Source organism: Desmospora profundinema (assembly GCF_031454155.1).
GTDB lineage: Bacteria > Bacillota > Bacilli > Thermoactinomycetales > DSM-45169 > Desmospora > Desmospora profundinema.
Genome location: NZ_JAVDQG010000007.1, coordinates 154,019 through 171,169 on the forward strand (window position 1 = coordinate 154,019; position 17,151 = coordinate 171,169).

Annotated in this window: 15 protein-coding genes and 2 tRNA genes; 1 reads left to right on the forward strand and 16 read right to left on the reverse strand. The window is 54.8% G+C overall.

Annotated elements, in window-relative coordinates; translation table 11 throughout:
* Positions 1 to 175: 175 nt before the first annotated feature.
* The 8 genes from ftsH to JOE21_RS14955 form a co-directional block, all read right to left on the reverse strand.
* The gene (gene ftsH / locus JOE21_RS14920; protein ID WP_309867867.1) at positions 176 to 2,137 is read right to left on the reverse strand and encodes an ATP-dependent zinc metalloprotease FtsH; all 1,962 of its coding nucleotides are present in this window, start codon (positions 2,135 to 2,137) and stop codon (positions 176 to 178) included.
* 68 nt (positions 2,138 to 2,205) lie between these two features.
* Positions 2,206 to 2,745 (reverse strand): hypoxanthine phosphoribosyltransferase, encoded by a 540-nt coding sequence (hpt, locus tag JOE21_RS14925; protein ID WP_309867874.1) that lies wholly within the window; start codon positions 2,743 to 2,745, stop codon positions 2,206 to 2,208.
* 23 nt (positions 2,746 to 2,768) lie between these two features.
* The gene (tilS, locus tag JOE21_RS14930; RefSeq protein ID WP_309867876.1) at positions 2,769 to 4,232 is read right to left on the reverse strand and encodes a tRNA lysidine(34) synthetase TilS; all 1,464 of its coding nucleotides are present in this window, start codon (positions 4,230 to 4,232) and stop codon (positions 2,769 to 2,771) included.
* 142 nt (positions 4,233 to 4,374) lie between these two features.
* A complete protein-coding gene (gene spoIIE, locus JOE21_RS14935; protein WP_309867878.1) occupies positions 4,375 to 6,837 on the reverse strand; it encodes a stage II sporulation protein E in 2,463 nt (820 codons plus the stop codon).
* Positions 6,838 to 7,196: 359 nt separating this feature from the next.
* On the reverse strand, positions 7,197 to 7,682 hold the full coding sequence (locus JOE21_RS14940) for a ribonuclease FAU-1 family protein (protein WP_309867881.1): 486 nt from the start codon (positions 7,680 to 7,682) through the stop codon (positions 7,197 to 7,199).
* A gap of 141 nt (positions 7,683 to 7,823) precedes the next feature.
* Positions 7,824 to 7,900 (reverse strand) — tRNA-Met (locus tag JOE21_RS14945).
* 69 nt (positions 7,901 to 7,969) lie between these two features.
* A tRNA-Met gene (locus tag JOE21_RS14950) sits at positions 7,970 to 8,045 on the reverse strand.
* A 55-nt stretch (positions 8,046 to 8,100) separates the two neighbouring features.
* The gene (locus JOE21_RS14955) at positions 8,101 to 9,372 is read right to left on the reverse strand and encodes an exo-beta-N-acetylmuramidase NamZ family protein (RefSeq protein WP_309867884.1); all 1,272 of its coding nucleotides are present in this window, start codon (positions 9,370 to 9,372) and stop codon (positions 8,101 to 8,103) included.
* Positions 9,373 to 9,550: 178 nt separating this feature from the next.
* Here JOE21_RS14955 and JOE21_RS14960 point away from each other — a divergent pair, with 178 nt between their 5' ends.
* Positions 9,551 to 10,894, forward strand: coding sequence for a TrkH family potassium uptake protein (locus tag JOE21_RS14960; RefSeq protein ID WP_309867885.1), 1,344 nt, complete (start codon positions 9,551 to 9,553; stop codon positions 10,892 to 10,894).
* A gap of 62 nt (positions 10,895 to 10,956) precedes the next feature.
* On the opposite strand, the gene JOE21_RS14965 is transcribed toward JOE21_RS14960, so the two are convergent.
* The 8 genes from JOE21_RS14965 to spoVT form a co-directional block, all read right to left on the reverse strand.
* The gene (locus tag JOE21_RS14965) at positions 10,957 to 11,358 is read right to left on the reverse strand and encodes an FtsB family cell division protein (RefSeq protein WP_309867886.1); all 402 of its coding nucleotides are present in this window, start codon (positions 11,356 to 11,358) and stop codon (positions 10,957 to 10,959) included.
* A gap of 4 nt (positions 11,359 to 11,362) precedes the next feature.
* Positions 11,363 to 11,947: a spore cortex biosynthesis protein YabQ gene (gene yabQ, locus JOE21_RS14970; protein WP_309867887.1), complete on the reverse strand. Its 585-nt coding sequence runs from the start codon at positions 11,945 to 11,947 to the stop codon at positions 11,363 to 11,365.
* Positions 11,944 to 12,240, reverse strand: coding sequence for a sporulation protein YabP (yabP, locus tag JOE21_RS14975; protein WP_309867889.1), 297 nt, complete (start codon positions 12,238 to 12,240; stop codon positions 11,944 to 11,946). Before yabP ends, yabQ begins: the two co-directional genes overlap by 4 nt.
* Before the next feature lie 227 nt (positions 12,241 to 12,467).
* On the reverse strand, positions 12,468 to 12,743 hold the full coding sequence (locus JOE21_RS14980) for an RNA-binding S4 domain-containing protein (RefSeq protein WP_309867892.1): 276 nt from the start codon (positions 12,741 to 12,743) through the stop codon (positions 12,468 to 12,470).
* Between the two features lie 2 nt (positions 12,744 to 12,745).
* Positions 12,746 to 13,018 (reverse strand): HU family DNA-binding protein, encoded by a 273-nt coding sequence (locus JOE21_RS14985; RefSeq protein ID WP_309867895.1) that lies wholly within the window; start codon positions 13,016 to 13,018, stop codon positions 12,746 to 12,748.
* A 103-nt stretch (positions 13,019 to 13,121) separates the two neighbouring features.
* Positions 13,122 to 14,585, reverse strand: a complete 1,464-nt coding sequence (gene yabN / locus JOE21_RS14990) for a bifunctional methyltransferase/pyrophosphohydrolase YabN (protein WP_309867899.1) — start codon at positions 14,583 to 14,585, stop codon at positions 13,122 to 13,124.
* Positions 14,575 to 16,269: a putative polysaccharide biosynthesis protein gene (locus JOE21_RS14995; protein ID WP_309867901.1), complete on the reverse strand. Its 1,695-nt coding sequence runs from the start codon at positions 16,267 to 16,269 to the stop codon at positions 14,575 to 14,577. The genes yabN and JOE21_RS14995 overlap by 11 nt, the downstream gene beginning before the upstream one ends.
* Positions 16,270 to 16,545: 276 nt before the next feature.
* Positions 16,546 to 17,088: a stage V sporulation protein T gene (spoVT, locus tag JOE21_RS15000; protein WP_309867903.1), complete on the reverse strand. Its 543-nt coding sequence runs from the start codon at positions 17,086 to 17,088 to the stop codon at positions 16,546 to 16,548.
* Positions 17,089 to 17,151: the final 63 nt, after the last annotated feature.

Below are 17,151 nucleotides of genomic sequence, written 5' to 3' on the forward strand. Positions count from 1 at the left end.
TCTTATCACAAAGAAGCGGTAGTCTTCAGCCTGGTTTGCGATCCATTATCGGAATTGTGTATAATTTTTTACCGACAATAAAAGAGGGAAAGTCAATGTCTGCGCGAAAAACCCGGCGAACTGTATGTTCACCGGGTTTTCCTTATCCATGTCACTCTCGTTATGGAGACCCTTATTAAGTGGAGGGTTTATCATCCCCGTCTTCTTTTTTCTCCGGAGATGGATGGTCCGCTTTATCCGTTTGATCGGAGGCTTCTTCCGGTTCGGCCTTCTCTTCGTCCTTGCCTTGGATATTGACCGATACTTCCGGTTTCACCGGTTTATCCAGCTTGCCATTTTCCAGCAGCTGCTTGATCTCATCGGCATCCAGGGTCTCTTTTACCAGCAAGGTTTGGGCGATCAGTTCCATCTTATCCCGCTTTTCCTCCAGCAAATTTTTGGCACGGGTATAAGAGTCGTTGACCAACTCCTGCATCTCCTGATCAATCTCGTAAGCGATCGCATCGCTGTAGTTTTGCTCATGACCCAGATCGCGACCCAAGAACACCTGCCCTTGGCTGCGGCCAAACTGCATCGGGGCCAGGCGTTTGCTCATCCCGAACTCGGTGATCATGCGTCGCACAATCCCGGTAGCTTTTTCAAAATCGTTGTGAGCACCGGTACTGATTTCACCAAAGGCGACTTCCTCCGCCGCACGTCCCCCCAGCAATCCGGTCACTCGATCCAGCAGTTCTTGTTTGGTCATCAGGAAACGGTCTTCCTTGGGCAGCATCACCACGTAACCTCCGGCCTGCCCGCGAGGAACAACGGTCACCTTGTGAACCGTGTCGGCATGCTCCAGGTAGTAACCGACGATAGTATGGCCCGCTTCATGATAAGCGATCGTCTTTTTCTCTTTTTCACTGATCACCCGGCTTTTCTTCTCCGGTCCGGCGATCACCCGGTCGATGGCTTCGTCCACTTCCGCCATGGTGATCGTTTTCTGATCCCGGCGGGCAGCCAACAACGCCGCTTCGTTCAGAAGGTTCTCCAGATCGGCTCCGGTAAAGCCGGTGGTGCGCTGGGCAATCACATCCAGCTTGACATCATCAGCCAGCGGCTTGTTGCGGGCATGCACATGGAGGACGGCTTCCCGGCCTTTGACATCGGGGCGGTTCACCGTGATCTGGCGGTCGAAACGACCCGGACGCAAAAGCGCCGGATCCAAAATGTCGGGACGGTTGGTGGCGGCAATCATAATAATCCCTTCATTGGCGCCAAACCCGTCCATTTCCACCAGCAGCTGGTTCAACGTCTGTTCCCGCTCGTCATGGCCGCCGCCGAGGCCTGCTCCACGCTGGCGGCCCACCGCATCGATCTCGTCGATGAAAATAATGCAGGGTGCGTTCTTCTTGGCTTGTTCAAACAAGTCCCGCACTCGGGAAGCCCCCACCCCGACAAACATCTCCACAAAATCGGAACCGCTGATGCTGAAGAAGGGCACACCGGCTTCACCGGCCACCGCCCGGGCCAACAGCGTTTTACCCGTTCCGGGAGGGCCGAACAGGAGCACCCCTTTGGGAATGCGTGCACCCACGGTGGAGAACTTGCGGTGGTCCTTCAGAAAGTCCACCACTTCCACCAGTTCCGCCTTCTCCTCGTCGGCTCCGGCCACATCGTCGAAGGTGACTTTCTTTTTCTCTTCGTTGTACATCTTCGCCTTGCTCTTGCCAAAGTTCATGACGCGGTTGCCGCCGCCTTGCGCTTGGCTGAGCAGATAGAAAAACAGCAGGAGGATGATCAGGAAAGGAATAAATGTGGTGAACATCGTCAGCCAGAGGGAGTCCCCTTTGGCTTTTTCATAGTTGACCTTTACCCCTGCCTCTTTCAGATCTTGGACAACCGGACTTCCTTCACCGTAGGGGCCGTTGGTGGTAAAGGTCTTGTCCTGTTCCTTGTATTTTCCCTCGATGTAATAAGAACGGCCCTCTTCCCGAACCGTTACTTCCGCGATCTCGCCATCGGCCAGCTTTTGCTCATACTCGGTATAGCTCAGCTGGTCCGTTTCCGCCATGGGGTTGAGGACCAAGCTCAGGACCCCGACGGATATAAGGATGAGAATTATATATAATCCGGCGTTCCGGAAAATGCCTTTCATCCTTGACCTCCTCTCAAAATGCCACTTCCTTCATTTTACCACAGCCATTTACGGGGTCACAAGCAAACTCAGTCCGAGTATACTTCCTCTTTCAGTACACCGATATAAGGGAGATTCCGATACTTCTCGGCATAATCCAGCCCGTACCCCACCACAAACGCATCGGGAACCTCAAAGCCGGAGTAATCCGGTTTTAATCCGGTGGTACGGCGGGCCGGTTTATCCAGCAGAGTAACCACCTTGACGGAAGCGGCGTTCCGTCCGCGTAACAATTCCAGCAGGTAGCTGAGAGTCAAGCCGCTGTCGATAATGTCCTCCACCACCAACACATGGCGGCCTTCCACCGAGGCATCCAAATCTTTCACAATGCGAACCACCCCGGAAGACTGGGTGGAGTCGCCATAGCTGGAGACGGCCATAAAGTCTGTCTCCAGGTGGATGTCCATGAAACGAACCAAGTCGGACATGAATGGAAACGCCCCTTTTAATACGCAGATACAAAGGGGGTTCAAATCCCGGTAATCTTGGGTCAACTTCTGCCCCAGTTCCTGCACCTTCTCCCGGATCGCTTCCTGGGACAGCAGGACTTCACGGATGTCTTCTTGCATGGAAAACCTCCTGAAAGCGTGGTTTATGTATCCGACGGCTGACCGAAGGGTTGAGCGCCCCCCTCATCCGGCACCCAGCGAAGTACCAAGTATCCGCGGGTGCAATCATCCCATGTCGCCACGTCCGACCGGGCCACTCCCGGAATCCAAAGAATCTCCTCTCCCGCGGTGATCAACGGAATCCGATCCCGGTCCCGCCGGGGAATTTTGGCGTCGATCAATAAGGCTTTCACCTTTTTGGACCCGCCCAAACCGAAAGGACGCATCCGATCTCCCGGTCGGCGGGTCCGAATCGCGAGGGGTGACGGCAAACGGTCCCGGTCAAAAACCGCCCATTCCTGATCCGGTCCCGGTGCGGGAGGCCTGTCCGAAGTAAACCAGGCGCAAATACTGCCTCCGATCCACGGTGTTTCACCCGGCAGCTTCAACGGGAGGAAAACGTCTCCCGGCGGTTTCTCTCCCTCCGCAGGAGGGGAAAAGTGGAGAAGATGATAGTCACGCTCTGCCCATCCCCCTCCGGGCAACGGTGTTCGGGTGGAGGGTGCGTCTTTGGCGGCCAATTCCCGAATCCGTTCCACCGCTTGCCAGTTCGCGTCAATTGCCGATTCTTTCACAAGACAATTTAATATTAGTTTAATCACCCTACGTTGTAAAGCAACTTCCAACCCGTTTAATCGAACGGCATCGACAGTGATCCTTTTCCCGTCTTCCCCTGTTCGAATCTCGTCAAACGCCTCTTTCGTCAAACGCTCCCACACCTGTTCCTCATCGGCAGCCAACCTGCTCAATTGCAACAGCGCTTGGCGAAAGCGGGGATTGAAACGGGCCAATAGGGGAGCCAGTTCATGGCGGACGCGATTCCGAGTGTATGCGGGATCCTCATTGCTGGCATCCATCCGAAAGGAAATGTGATGCCTGTCACAGTAAGCGAGAATCTCTTCTCGCGTCACATCCAACCAAGGGCGGACAATCCACATTCCCCGCCAACGGCGGCGGCGGGGAATACCCGACAAACCCTGGGTGCCGGTGCCGCGAAGCAGCCGCATCAACAAGGTTTCCACCTGGTCATCACCATGGTGGGCCAACGCCAGGTGATCCATTTCCTCCGCTTCGGCCACCCGGCGAAACGCCTCATAGCGCAATCGACGGGCAACATCCTGCTTGTTTCCGCCATGGTCGTCCAAAGTTCCGGAAACATCTACCTGTTCCACCCGGCAGGCAATCGATTGCTTTCCGCACCAGGATTGGACGAAACGGGCGTCTTCCGCACTTTCCTCCCCTCGCAGCCCATGGTTCACATGAACGGCGATCAGCGCCCAGTCCCGTTCCGGCGCCAGCGACCACAACCGGTGCAACAACGCCATGGAATCGGGACCACCTGAGACGCCCACCATCACCCGGCTCCCCCGGGGGAGCAGCCGATCCTCCCATTCACACACCCGTTTTTCTTCCAGCATGCCGCCTCCCTCCCGGCGATACAGAAACAACCCGGGGACCCTCCCCGGGTAATATACCCCGACTGCCTGCTTTTCCATCACGCTTGTTCCGGCCCGAAAAGCAATGGTTACAGTCGCACTTATGCACATTGTAACGATTTTAATCCCTTGAATCAATTTTGGATCCCGCCCGTCACAATCCCGCCACATGCTGCCGGTTTAAAGGGGTGATGCCGGGAATGCGAATGGTGGACCACTCCGGAATATACTTGTCCACTTTGGCCACCACCACGGTCATGTCATCGGCGATCTCTCCTCCGTGGTGACGGATGACTTTTTCCAACAGACAATCAGCGAACCCTTGCGGATCCTTGGTGTCGATCTCCCCGATCAACCGCTTCATGCACGCCTCTTTGTTGGCAGCGTGTCGGGGAGCGTCATAAATACCGTCCGTCACCATCACCAAAAGGTCTCCCGCCTGCAGCTGACAATCCACCGGCTCCACATCGATATCACGCAAAATTCCCAAGGGGGGATTTCCAGCAGAAATCATATGCACCTCGTTCCCCCTTTTGATGAAACCGGGAGTGGAACCGATCTTCAGAAAACGGGAACGGGCGGTGTTCAGATCCACCATGGCCAGATCGATGGTAGCAAACATCTCATCAGTGGAACGAAGGCTCAGGATGGAGTTGATGGTCTCCACCGCTTTTTCTTCGTTCATGCCGGACGTAAGCAACCGTCGCAACAGCTTAAGGGCGGCGTTGGACTCTTCCTGGGCGCGGTTGCCGTTGCCCATGCCGTCGCTGACGGCGACGGCGTACTTGCCGGTGCCCACGTTCATATAGCAATAACTGTCCCCTGACAGCCAGCTCCCTCCTTTGGCGGCACCCGCCACCCCTGTCTTCACCTCGAATCGCTGAGCCGATCCTAAGGTGATGACCGTATTGGATGAGCGCCCCTGAACCACTTTGCGATAAACCGTGATGGGTTCACCGACGATCTCCGTCAACAGCGGAGCCACCAGTTTGCGGCATTCATCCAGCGCATCATCATGGGGCATACATACCTCAATCTCCACTTTCCCCTCCTCCAGATTGAAAATCTCCACCCGCTGAATGGATAAGCCCAACTCCTCCAACGCCTGGTGAATCTGCTCCTCCTGAGCAGCCATCACCTGTGTCTCATGGCGGATTTCCTTGGCAAAATCGGCCATCACATCGGAGACTCCCTCCAGCTGCTCCGATACCAGCCGCCGTGTCTCCTTCATGCGATTACGCCAGATAAGATCCTGTTCGTAAGAATCATACCCCTCCTGAATCAAGGACAGCACTTTTTCCCCTTTGATACAGTGCTCCGCCCAGGAACGGGGCACCTTGATCGGCTGATCCGTTCCCTTTAGTTCCACCAGGGTCATCAGATCGGTCATGCCGTGATAGGTGGAGACAAAGTTTTTCTCCCAGCATTGCCGGTAAAGATGGCAGGATTGGCAAGACTTTTCCATCACGCCATGGATAAACTGATTCATATGCCCCTCATCGCTCTCCTGAGAACGGGCTGCCTCTTCGCGAAAACTGCGGGCCATCTCCGAAAACAGTTCGGTAAACTGCTCCACCTTGGCGGCGGTCACATCCCGCAATCGGCGAACATATTCCTGCTGCGCGGTTTCGTTTTCCGCCGTCCCGGGGATCAACCGGGCGATGGAACGGTAAACAGCCGGAGGAGTCATTAAGAACAACAGAACCGCCAGTACCGATTCCTGGAGGGAAAGCCACACTTGTGCCGTCCCGCCGCCGTACAATGACAGGATCGAGGTTCCCAGCAAGAACCCGACGGCCACCCCCCAACGCTTCCCTTCCCGGAACAACCCGGCCAAGAGGCCCGCAAACGCCAGCAGTGAAATCTGGATAATCGCCCGGGCATCGGCCAGACTGAGGATCATTCCCGTCACCACTCCCACCGAAGCCCCCAACATGCCGCCGCCCACCAGGGCCAACACCAGGATGAGATACCGGGAAACCACATGCACCACCGACAAATCCCCGATACTCCAACCCAAGGTTCCCGTCATCACCGACCCCACCAAAATCACCAGACAGATGATTTCCTCATGGCGGAGAGACGTCTTTTGCCGTCGGTGGGTGAAAAAGGGAAGTGATTGGACGAAGATGAACGAAAGCAGGAAGGAAAGCAGCACGTCCACCCCAGCCATCAAGCTAGTGTAAGGGGTCCATCCCGCCAGTTGCAACTGAAGGAGGTGGGCCCCTGTGCTGGTGGCGAGCACCGCGAAAGGGGCGTAATTGATCTGGTCCTTCCCCATCCATTGGAGCCCTTTATGAATCAATAACAGCCAAATCAAGGTGCCCGCTGTCCAAGCCGCCTGAGTTGCTCCCAGAGTGGATGCCCCCGCTACCAGTGCCGCCATCGCCAAGGGCCACTGTCTGCGGCAAAGGTGGAGAACCACTCCCAGATATGCGATCGCAAACGGTGAGATGATATCCAGGATCATCGCCCTGCCCAATAGAAAACCCATGATGATGATCGGGACACTGCCCTGGCTCAGGATACGGGACCACCGGTACACCGACTGTTCGGATAAGAGAAAAGCAAAAGGACGAAGCATGATTGATCCGAACGCAGCTAATTGTCTTTGCATGTTGCAACCACCCCTTCAAGGTTTGCTTGTCCGTCATGTGGGGTCCATTATAGCGGGGGGTTGCATGATAAGTTTGTCAGAATCGCTGGACTGCCACAAAAAAACTTCCGACAAAAAAACGCCCTCCCAAAATGACGGAAGCGCATATAGGTAAAAACCATTTTCGGATGGTTGATTTTGGGAACATACATTCTTATAATAATGTCGATGGTTCCCTTTTTCGGAGCGCCACATAGTGTCGATGCGGCTCAAAACGAGGGGTCATTCGACAAAAGAGAAAAAAACTTCCCACAGACTGCCCTTTTACTGCAATCAAAAACCACCGTGATGTCGGTGGTTGGCGATGGAAAAGACTTGGATTAGTTCCGTCCGGAGGAATCCGTCAAGGGAAACATCCGGGCCTCCTGCAGGATCTTGGGGATAAAAGAGCGGTTGGTCTGCAGTCGAATCATTTTGTCCAGTGTTCGCAAGGTATGGACCTGTTGACGCCGCTTTAACTGTCCCTTATCGATGGCCTCGGCAAACTCATCGATATCGATCAGATGATAGCGGCCATCGGGATAGACGATCATGTCCAACAGGAGATCCACCATGACATATCGGAGGCGGCCCACTTGGCGCATGTCCATCACATCACAGTAATAATAGAGGAATTCCCCGGATTTCTGAAACACCTTGGAGATGGTGTACCCCTTTTTAACGAAATAATAGGTGAGAAAGATCCGTTTCCCGTCGGGGTTGGGATATTGGGTGGCAAACAAATGGCGCCCATGCCAGTCCCGCACCTTCTCCGTATAGGTTTTGTTGATCGTCGTAAATTTGATTTTCTTGATGGTTACATCCACACCGTACCACTCCCACTCCGACACTCGGCACGCCCACTACAGGACCATGCATATAGGATTCCCCAAGGCCGATCCTTTTTAGATAAAAGAAAAAAGGCGATCCTGTTCCCATATTTCAGGGTCTGAACCTCGCCTTCCCTTTGGTAGCGGCGGAGGGTCTCGAACCCCCAACCTCACGGGTATGAACCGTACGCTCTAACCAGTTGAGCTACGCCGCCACATCCAGGGGGAGGAATCCGGATCCACTCAATCCATGGAATGAGACCGCTCCCCCATGATATCTGATTTGGTTGCGGGGGCAGGACTTGAACCTGCGACCTTCGGGTTATGAGCCCGACGAGCTGCCAACTGCTCCACCCCGCGTCAGCCACGAAACTTATTATACACATCTTTGGGCAGCTAAGTCAAGGACTTTTTTTCATCGGCGTCGGGGAGGATACATTAGATACCGCCCCCGCAGTTTCTTAAATTGTCGTAACTCCTCTTCCCACATTCCCATGATTTCCCTCGCAGGAGTCCCGCGGTCGATTTCGGTACGGATCCGGTCCGACCCGGTCAATTTGTCGATCCAGTAAGTGGAGTCCGCATCTTGGCGCCATTCAAACTCATCCGGGTAGAGGCGCTTCGTTTCCTGAATGATTGTCATCCCCGTCAGAATCGGATCAAACCGATTGGGATTCTCCACATACACCTGTACTCCACCTACGTTTTTACCTTGGTGTTTAGAGAATGTGGGGTTAAAATACGCTTCCCGGAAGGAAACCCCCGGCAGTTTTTTCCGATTGAGCGCTTCCGCCAATTCCCACCCCCGAATGTAAGGGGCACCCAATAACTCAAACGGCCGGGTTGTCCCCCTGCCCTCCGACAGGTTGGTTCCTTCGATCATTCCCGTTCCGGGATAAACCAGGGCCGTTTCCAGGGTCGGCATATTGGGGGAGGGAAGCACCCAGGGAAGACCGGTATCTTCATACAAGTGGTTCCGCTTCCATCCTTTCATCCGGATCACTTGCAGGTCGGCGGATGGCGCCCCTTTTTCCGGGAGGAATGTTTCATTGAACAGGCGGGCCAACTCGCCGACGGTCATGCCGTGCCGTTGTGGAATCGGAAACAATCCGACAAAGGAGCGGTATTCCGGATCCAGAACCGGCCCTTCCACTTTGACCCCTCCGATCGGGTTGGGACGGTCCAGCACGATAAACGGCTTATCAGCTAGGGCCGCCGCTTCCATCGCGTAAGCCATTGTATAGATGTAGGTATAGAAGCGGGTGCCTACATCCTGGATGTCAAAAACCAGCACATCCACCTCTTCAAATAAGGATACCATCTCGTGAGGCTGTTTGCCGTACAGGTTGACAAAAGGAAGACCGGTCCGCGGATCTTCAAAGGAGCCGGGAATCTCCCCCGCCTGTTCCGTGCCGCGCACCCCGTGTTCCGGCCCATACACATGAGTAACCTGGATCCCTTTTGCCAACATCGCATCCAGCGCGTGTTCATACTGAGCAGTCATTCCCGTTGGGTTGGTGATGAACCCTACGCGCTTTCCCTTTAATGGCTTGGGATTCTCCAGCAGGACTTCCAAACCCGTCGTCACCTTGGTTTTTCGCATTTCCTCTTTTCCGTCCGCACTGTGGGTTCCGATCAGACCGAAGGTCAGCACCAATGCCAGCACCATGCCCAGCCAGCGTTTCATGTGGGTCCCTCCCTTTCTTCCCGCCGCGGTCGGGATTCCGTGGCAGGCGTCTTTTTCCACAGGATTCCTCATTGGGAACTTTTCTCCTCAGAATGTGAAAATCCTTTTTTTGTTTTGCAAATCGAACCGGCTGGTTTACAATGGGGTGTGACCAATCCAAGGAGCAAAAACCGGACTGATGAGAGAATATATTGTCAAACTCACCCCTGTCCAACTGCTGGTTCTGATTTACTTCGTGGCCGTATCCATCTCCAGTTTCCTGTTATACCTGCCCGTTGCCCATAAGCCCGGTGTCGAAATCACCTATCTGGATGCTCTGTTCACCGCGGTCAGTGCCGTCAGTGTGACAGGATTGACGGTGGTCAGCACGGCGGATACCTTCAGCCCCACCGGTGTCGCCATGTTGATGGTGATGCTCCAGTTCGGCGGGATTGGCTTTATGACCCTCGGCACCTTCCTCTGGATGGCTACGGGCCAACGAATCGGAATCGCGCGGCGGCGGATGATCATGCTGGACCAGAATCAGACGAATTTATCCGGACTGGTTCGGCTGATGCGGGATATCTTGTTGATCTCGCTGGCCATTGAGGTGATTGGAGCCCTGATCCTGGGCACTCATTTTTATCTTTTTTACGATTATGGGTGGAAAGCCTACTTGTACGGGGCTTTTAGTTCGTTATCCGCCTTCACCAATGCCGGGTTTGATATCTTCGGCAATTCCCTGGAGGGATTCGCTCGGGATTATTTTGTCCAAACCGTCAATCTGATCCTGATTGTGGGAGGCGCCATCGGCTTTCCCGTCCTGGTGGAACTAAAAGAGTGGTTTACCACCCGAAAACAAAAACCGTTTCGGTTTTCCCTGTTCACCAAATTGACGGTATCGGTCTATTTCGCTTTATTTGCCCTGAGCATGGTCACTATCGCCTTGCTGGAGTTTAATCAGCATTACGCCGGCATGGCCTGGCATGAAGCCCTGTATTATACGCTGTTCAATTCCATCACCACGCGAAGCGCGGGGTTGGCCACCATGGATATGACCGATTATTCTACCCCCACTCAGTTGTTTCTCTCCTTTATGATGTTTATCGGTGCCAGCCCTTCCAGTGTGGGGGGCGGAATCCGTACCACCACATTTGCGGTGGTGGCCCTGGCCATCTTTTTCTATGCACGGGGGTACAACCATATCCGCATTTTTCGGCGGGAGTTGTTGACTGAAGATGTGAGAAAGGCTTCCATCGTGTTTGGCGTCGGTGTGATGATCGTCGCCACCGCCCTGATTGCGGTCGTGTGGGAGCAACCGGAACACGATTTGATGACGATTATCTTTGAAGTCTGTTCCGCGTTCGGAACAACCGGCCTCTCCATGGGGCTGACCCCGGAGTTGACCACCCCCGGAAAACTGACGATTCTGCTGCTTATGTTTATCGGACGGATCGGGATTTTATCGCTCTTGTTCCTGATTCGCGAAGACCGCCCTCCAGCTGTTTATCACTATCCGCGGGAAAAGGTGATCATCGGGTAACCGCTTTCTGCCGTCAAAAAGGGAGCCCTTCCTCCATCGGAAGGGCTCCCTTTCTTCTCTTATCAATCTAGATCTAACTCTACCACTTCTTCTCCCGGCAAAGCATACCCCATCTTGCGGGCCAGCTCCATCAGGTACTCCTCATCCTTCAGCCTCCGCAATTCCTCCTGCAGCTCCTTTTGTTCCGCCCTCAGGGATTCAACCCGTTCCTTACTTTGCGCCAACACGGTTTTCCGTTCGTGAATCTCCAGGGACTGCGTGATCAGTTCCGATCCGCTCCAAACGAAAAACGTCAACATGGCGATGAGCCAAATCCAACGTCGACGGCGTACATTTCGAGGCAGGCGGCGGCGGGCAGCGGACTTTCGACCCTCATTCGATGGCCGGGAAGAACGGAAGGACACAACGTTGCCGCTATCTCGATCCACCATTGCCATCATCCTTACATTTATCTTTTTATCCATACCGTCACTCCCCGTCATTCCGCTGACCGGGGAACCAACGGCGCAACCAGTCTATCCACCTGCGAAAGCGGCGGATGACCGGCCGGGCCCCCTGGACCAACCCCTCCCGGAGAGGTTGAAGCCACCGGAACACCGGGGAAAGGATCCACAGGGGGAAACGCAAAGCGGCCCACAGCAACTGAACCAACCCGATGAACACTCGATAAAGCAACATCCACAAGGCAGCCAAGGGTAACCACAAACAGACGTACAATATTCGGAGGACCCACCGGCACAAAGTTTCCACCCCTGCGAGTAAAGCGCGAAGTACACGGGTGGCCAGTCTGCTAAACCAGATATGGTAGGTAAACCAACCCGCCGCAATCGCGACCAGCACGGGTAAGCGAAGCTCTCCCCAGTTGCTCCAGAACAAGAGCCCGAACACCATGCCCGCCGCTACCGTCCAGTAGAGGAGATCGACAAAGGAAACGACCCATCCCCTCATGTGGAAGCGGGTTTTTAACACGCGATACAGGTCCAACATCAACCCCATCAGACAGCCGGAGCTGAGCATCAAGCCCATGGTCACCCATTGGGTATACAGTGTCACCGGAACAACCTGCCCAGAAAGCTTTTCGCCTTCTCACCCCGGGTAGAGCCGTCATCCAGATAGCTCATTTCGTAAAACTCACCCTGGATGGCGACACGTCCTTCTTCCAGGTTGAGATTTTTAATGTGCAGATTGTTTCCCCGGATTCCCAGATAACCGCATTCGGTATGCAACAGGAACTCTTCGCTGTCAAAGCTTTCTACGCCCACCACTCCGGTGACATCCAGCGTATTGCGGCCCACCATCACTACTTGGTGGTTCTCTTTCCCTTGAAGATAGGCTTCCTCCATCATGGACATGTACCCCCTTTCGGTACATGATATGATGGAGGACAAGGTTTAGAACCGGGCCAGGGTCTCTAGGGCCTGCCTGATAAATCCGAACCAGTGAGTGTCCGGTCCGGTATGGTCGTCTCCGATCTCTTGCAAACAAGCGCATAGCGCGGAACGAAAGTGATCCAGGCGAGACTTGTGCTCTTTAAGTGCAAAGGATCTTCACCAACTACACCGACCCTCCCTCATCAGCCGCTCCCTTCTGTCCGTTCCATCGGGATGGTCTCCAGCAATTCATATAACTCGCCCGCTTCGGATTTGCGGGTCGTCTCCTTGAGGGAAGTCACCCGCACCCGCAGGGATTGATTACCAAAACGGATCCGCAATTCATCCCCTACAGAAACGGTGGTTCCCGCTTTGGCGGCACGACCGTTGACCTCCACCCGACCTTGATCGCATACTTCTTTGGCCAAGGTGCGCCGTTTAACCAAACGGGAAGCCTTTAAAAACTTATCCAGGCGCATCCTTATTTAACCGCGTCTTTGAGGCGGCTGCCCGCTTTAAAGGCCGGGATGGTGGATTCCGGAATGGTGATGGTGTCCCCCGTCTGAGGATTGCGCCCGTTGCGGCTGGAGCGTTTGCGGGTTTCAAAGGTGCCGAAGCCGATGAGCTGCACTTTTTCACCGGAGCCGAGTGCGTCGGTTACTTCATTCATAAAACCATTCAATACAGATTCCACGTCTTTTTTGGTCATGCCGCTTTTTTCGGAAATGCGTGTCACCAATTCATTTTTGTTCATGGTGATTGAACACCCTCCTTTTGGTCGTGTGGGATATACCTTTCTGGGCCAAACGAAAAATTCCTTCCTTTTTCCCCAAACGATTCCGTCCGGGCAAATGGGTTCACCGGGCTTCCTCTGTTTTGGCCTGTTCCCACCAAGCATCCATCTCTTCCAGTGTACAGTCCTTGAGCTGACGTCCCGCTCGGCGGGATTCTTCCTCCAGCCGGCGGAACCGGCGTTCAAATTTACGACAAGCGGCAAGCAGAGCAAGTTCTGGATCCCGATCCGTAAACCGGGCCAACGCCACCACCGTAAACAAAAGATCACCCAACTCTTCTTCCCGATGGTCGGCAGTTGCCGCTTCCAGCTCGTCCAACTCTTCTTCCACCTTTGCCCGCACTCCGGCGAGATCCGGCCAATCAAAACCGACTTTGGCCGCTTTTTTCTGCAATTTAAAGGCCCGGGCAAGAGCAGGGAATGTGGAGGGGATGTCGGCGAGGATGGAGTCCGCCTCCGGAAGTCCCGCCCGCTCCTCCCGTTTGATCTCTTCCCATTTTTGCTTCACTTCAGTCGCATTTTTTGCTTTTGCATCACCAAAAACATGGGGATGGCGCCGAATCAGCTTGTCAGCCAGGTTCACGATCACATCCCGGATATCAAATGTTCCTTCCTCCCGTGCAATCTGCGAATGCAGGAGTACCTGCAACAACACATCCCCCAGTTCGTCCGCCATGGCATCGGGATCCTCTTTTTCCACGGCTTCCAGAAATTCATAGGATTCCTCCAACAGATAAGGACGAAGGCTCTCATGTGTCTGTTTACGATCCCAGGGACAGCCGTCGGGAGCGCGCAGGCGAGCGACAATTTCCTCCAAGTAAGAGAAGCGGCGACGACGGGCAGCCTCCGACTGAAGCGGCGGAACATGGATCGTGGTCAGGTTGCCAAACCGATTCGTTCGATCCAGTTCCCAGAGTGGGATCGTCTCCACCCGCTCCATATCAGGCACCCCCGCTGCCTCCAACACCTGGACGGGATGCTCATCGGGAAAAACCTCCATCAGCGTGAGTTTTACCTCGGAAGCGACCATGCGGTCGTATACTTGGGCGATAAAAAGGTGCTGCTCCGGATCCACCCGGTCGGCCGTTAATCCTGTTCCGTCCAACAGTTGGAACCCTTCCAACGGATCGATTCCGACCGCGGTGAAAGCGGGATCCAAAAAGCTCCCTCCGCCTTTTATTTCCACTGTCACTCCTTCCTGCCTTCCCTTATCCAGCAACTGACGCACCGTTGCTTCCGCCACCATCGGATGGCCGGGAACGGCGTACACCACCTCTGCCCCCCTTTGGGCCTCGTCCAGCAAGGTGCGCACGATCCGGCGGTATACCGCCGGAAAGTCCGACTCTTCCTTATAGACAAAGTCAAACGGCTGGGCTTTCATCCCTTCTGCTTGCAGCCAGGTCACACCGGGATGCTCCCCGGTTCTGAGCCATACCCGCTGACCGGAGGTAAGCAGACGGACCGTTCCCAGGGGCAGGTTGTCCACGTCCCCCGCACCTAACCCCACAACGATAATCTTACCCGGCATCGCGACTCCTCCCCTTCCGATTCCAACCATATTGATCCAAGAGTCCTGCCAGTCTCGCACCGATCTTCGGAATCCGCTCCAATTCCCGATGTTCCATCACACCCAGCATGAGTGCAGCGGCCCCGTACACCATTGCACCGGCGGTTACGCCGGACAGAGAAGCGACAGTCATGGCGAGACGGGCCGATTCCCACTCCGCTGTCAAACCCATCGCTCCTTTCATGGTACCGACTACCGCTGCCACCATCAATCCCGTTGCAACAGCCATGGCGAAGCCTGTTCGCCTAAGGTGAAAGAGGTTCCCCATTTTTCCACGCAGAGCGATCAGATTGAGCGTGGTCGCCACCGCATAACCGATGACGGTGGCGAGAGCGGCCCCGCGAATATCCCACAGGGGGATGAACAGCAGGTTAAGCCCCAGCTTCACTCCCACCCCGATCAACAGATTGCGGGCCGGCAACCCTACTTCTCCCACCCCCTGTAAAATGCCGGAAGAGGTCATGCCCAGGGTGGAAAACAGGGCCGTAAACGCCAGGATCGCCAAGGCGGCGGTACCGGCGTCATCTTTATACAACATGACGTTGGTGGGACCGGCCACCACCGCCAACCCCACTGACGCCGGCAGACCCATCAAGAGGGTAAGGCGCAGAGCCAACGAGGAACGTTCCCGCACCTTTCTCTCCTCCCCCCGGATCCGGGCTTCCGCCACCGCCGGGACGATGGAGAGGGATAGGGCCGTGGCAAAAAAAGAAGCAAACTGGATCAAGGGCTGTCCGCGATCATACACCCCTTTCCCTTCAATCGCTGCCGCCGTGGCGAATCCGGCCCACTCCAACAGATTGGCCACCGTAAAGGAGTCCACCAGTGAAAACAGCGGCAATACCAATGCTCCGATGGAGATGGGAATCGACAGCGCCATCAGGGTTTTAAAGATGGACCAAGCGGATTCCTCTTTTTGCGGGGATAACGATGCCGGTTTTTCTGCCGCCTGCTCTTTTTCCAATCGCCGGTTGCGGCCCCAGTAGATCAGAAGCAGCATCAGGCCTGCAACGGCACCGGTGAAGGCGCCAAACACTGCACCGGCACCGGCATACACCACCCCTGCTCCCGTGGACATAAACCACCAGGACAACAGCAGAATGGTGGTTACCCGCACACTCTGTTCCGCCACTTGGGAAGCCGCTGTGGGAGTCATGTTCTGATGCCCTTGGAAGTATCCCCGGATCACCGACATCAACGGCACGATTAAAAGCGCAAAGGAAACAGCCTGAATCGGCAGGGTCAACAGCTCTCGGCTCCCCATCCAACCGGCAATCACAGGGGCACTCATAAACAACAACAGAAAAAAGAAAAGACCCGTCACACTCAGTGCCGTCGCCGTCACTCGAAAAATACGTTGGGCTCCGACGACATCCCCCCGGGCAAGCCTTTCCGATACCAACTTGGAAATGGCGATGGGAAATCCCGCTGTCGCCAGGATCAATAAGGTACTGTACAGGGGGTAAACCTGCTGGTAGACGAACATCCCCTCGTTTCCAGTGATGTTCTGATAAGGAACGCGATAGACCGCTCCCAGCAGCTTGGTGAACAGGGCCGCCACCCCCAGGATGGCGGCTCCCTTCATAAAGGATTGCTTCCCCCGTGTCATCTGATTCTCCTTTCTTAAGCCCACTTCAGTATACACTTACGGCCCACCTTCACCAATAGAAAAAGCAGGCCTTGGCCTGCCCAGGTTCATGACAAGTGGGCCCGGGGCCCGATCTTCTCTCTTCGCGCCTCTTTCCCTTTCAAGATAAAGGGCAGTCCGCTCCGTCTCCTCCGGATCCATCCAGCGGCCACAAGAAGAAAGGTGGCCGCTAAATGGTCGGGTCCTGCGAAGACTCCGCTGGCCAGTCGGTGAAAGGCGCTACACCGTTAAATCCTCAGCCAGCCATGGCCTGCCCGTTTGCTGATTGATCGCTCACTGTTCCATCTGTTTTCCTAAAAACCCAGCCGCCGTGCTCGCCACTTTTATCTCCAAATCCCCCATTTTGGTCCCCTCTTTTTTGGAAAGGAGAATGACAGCACCAATCGGGTCCCCACCTGCGTTGATGGGAACAATAATGTATGATTCGTAGGCTTCCGACAAGTCCCGAATCAGTTCCGCACGACCGGGATTCGTTTCGATATGGGGTTTTCGTTGATCCATGCATGTCTCCACAATGGATCCGATGGGCTTATCCAGATACTCCTTTTTGGATGCCCCGGCCACAGCAATCACCGTGTCCCGGTCACAAATCAATGTGACATGATACAAGCTCTCATATAACGACTCCGCATATTCCTTGGCGAAATCACCCAATTCCCCGATAGGAGAGTATTTTTTAAGGATGACTTCCCCGTCACGGTCAACAAATATTTCCAAAGGATCTCCTTCCCGGATGCGGAGCGTCCGGCGGATCTCCTTGGGGATGACAACCCGCCCCAGATCGTCAATGCGACGAACGATGCCCGTTGCTTTCATGGATGTTGTGCCTCGCTTTCGTGGATGATGGGTTTCGGATCAGGCCGAAATCCTTGGCTCTCA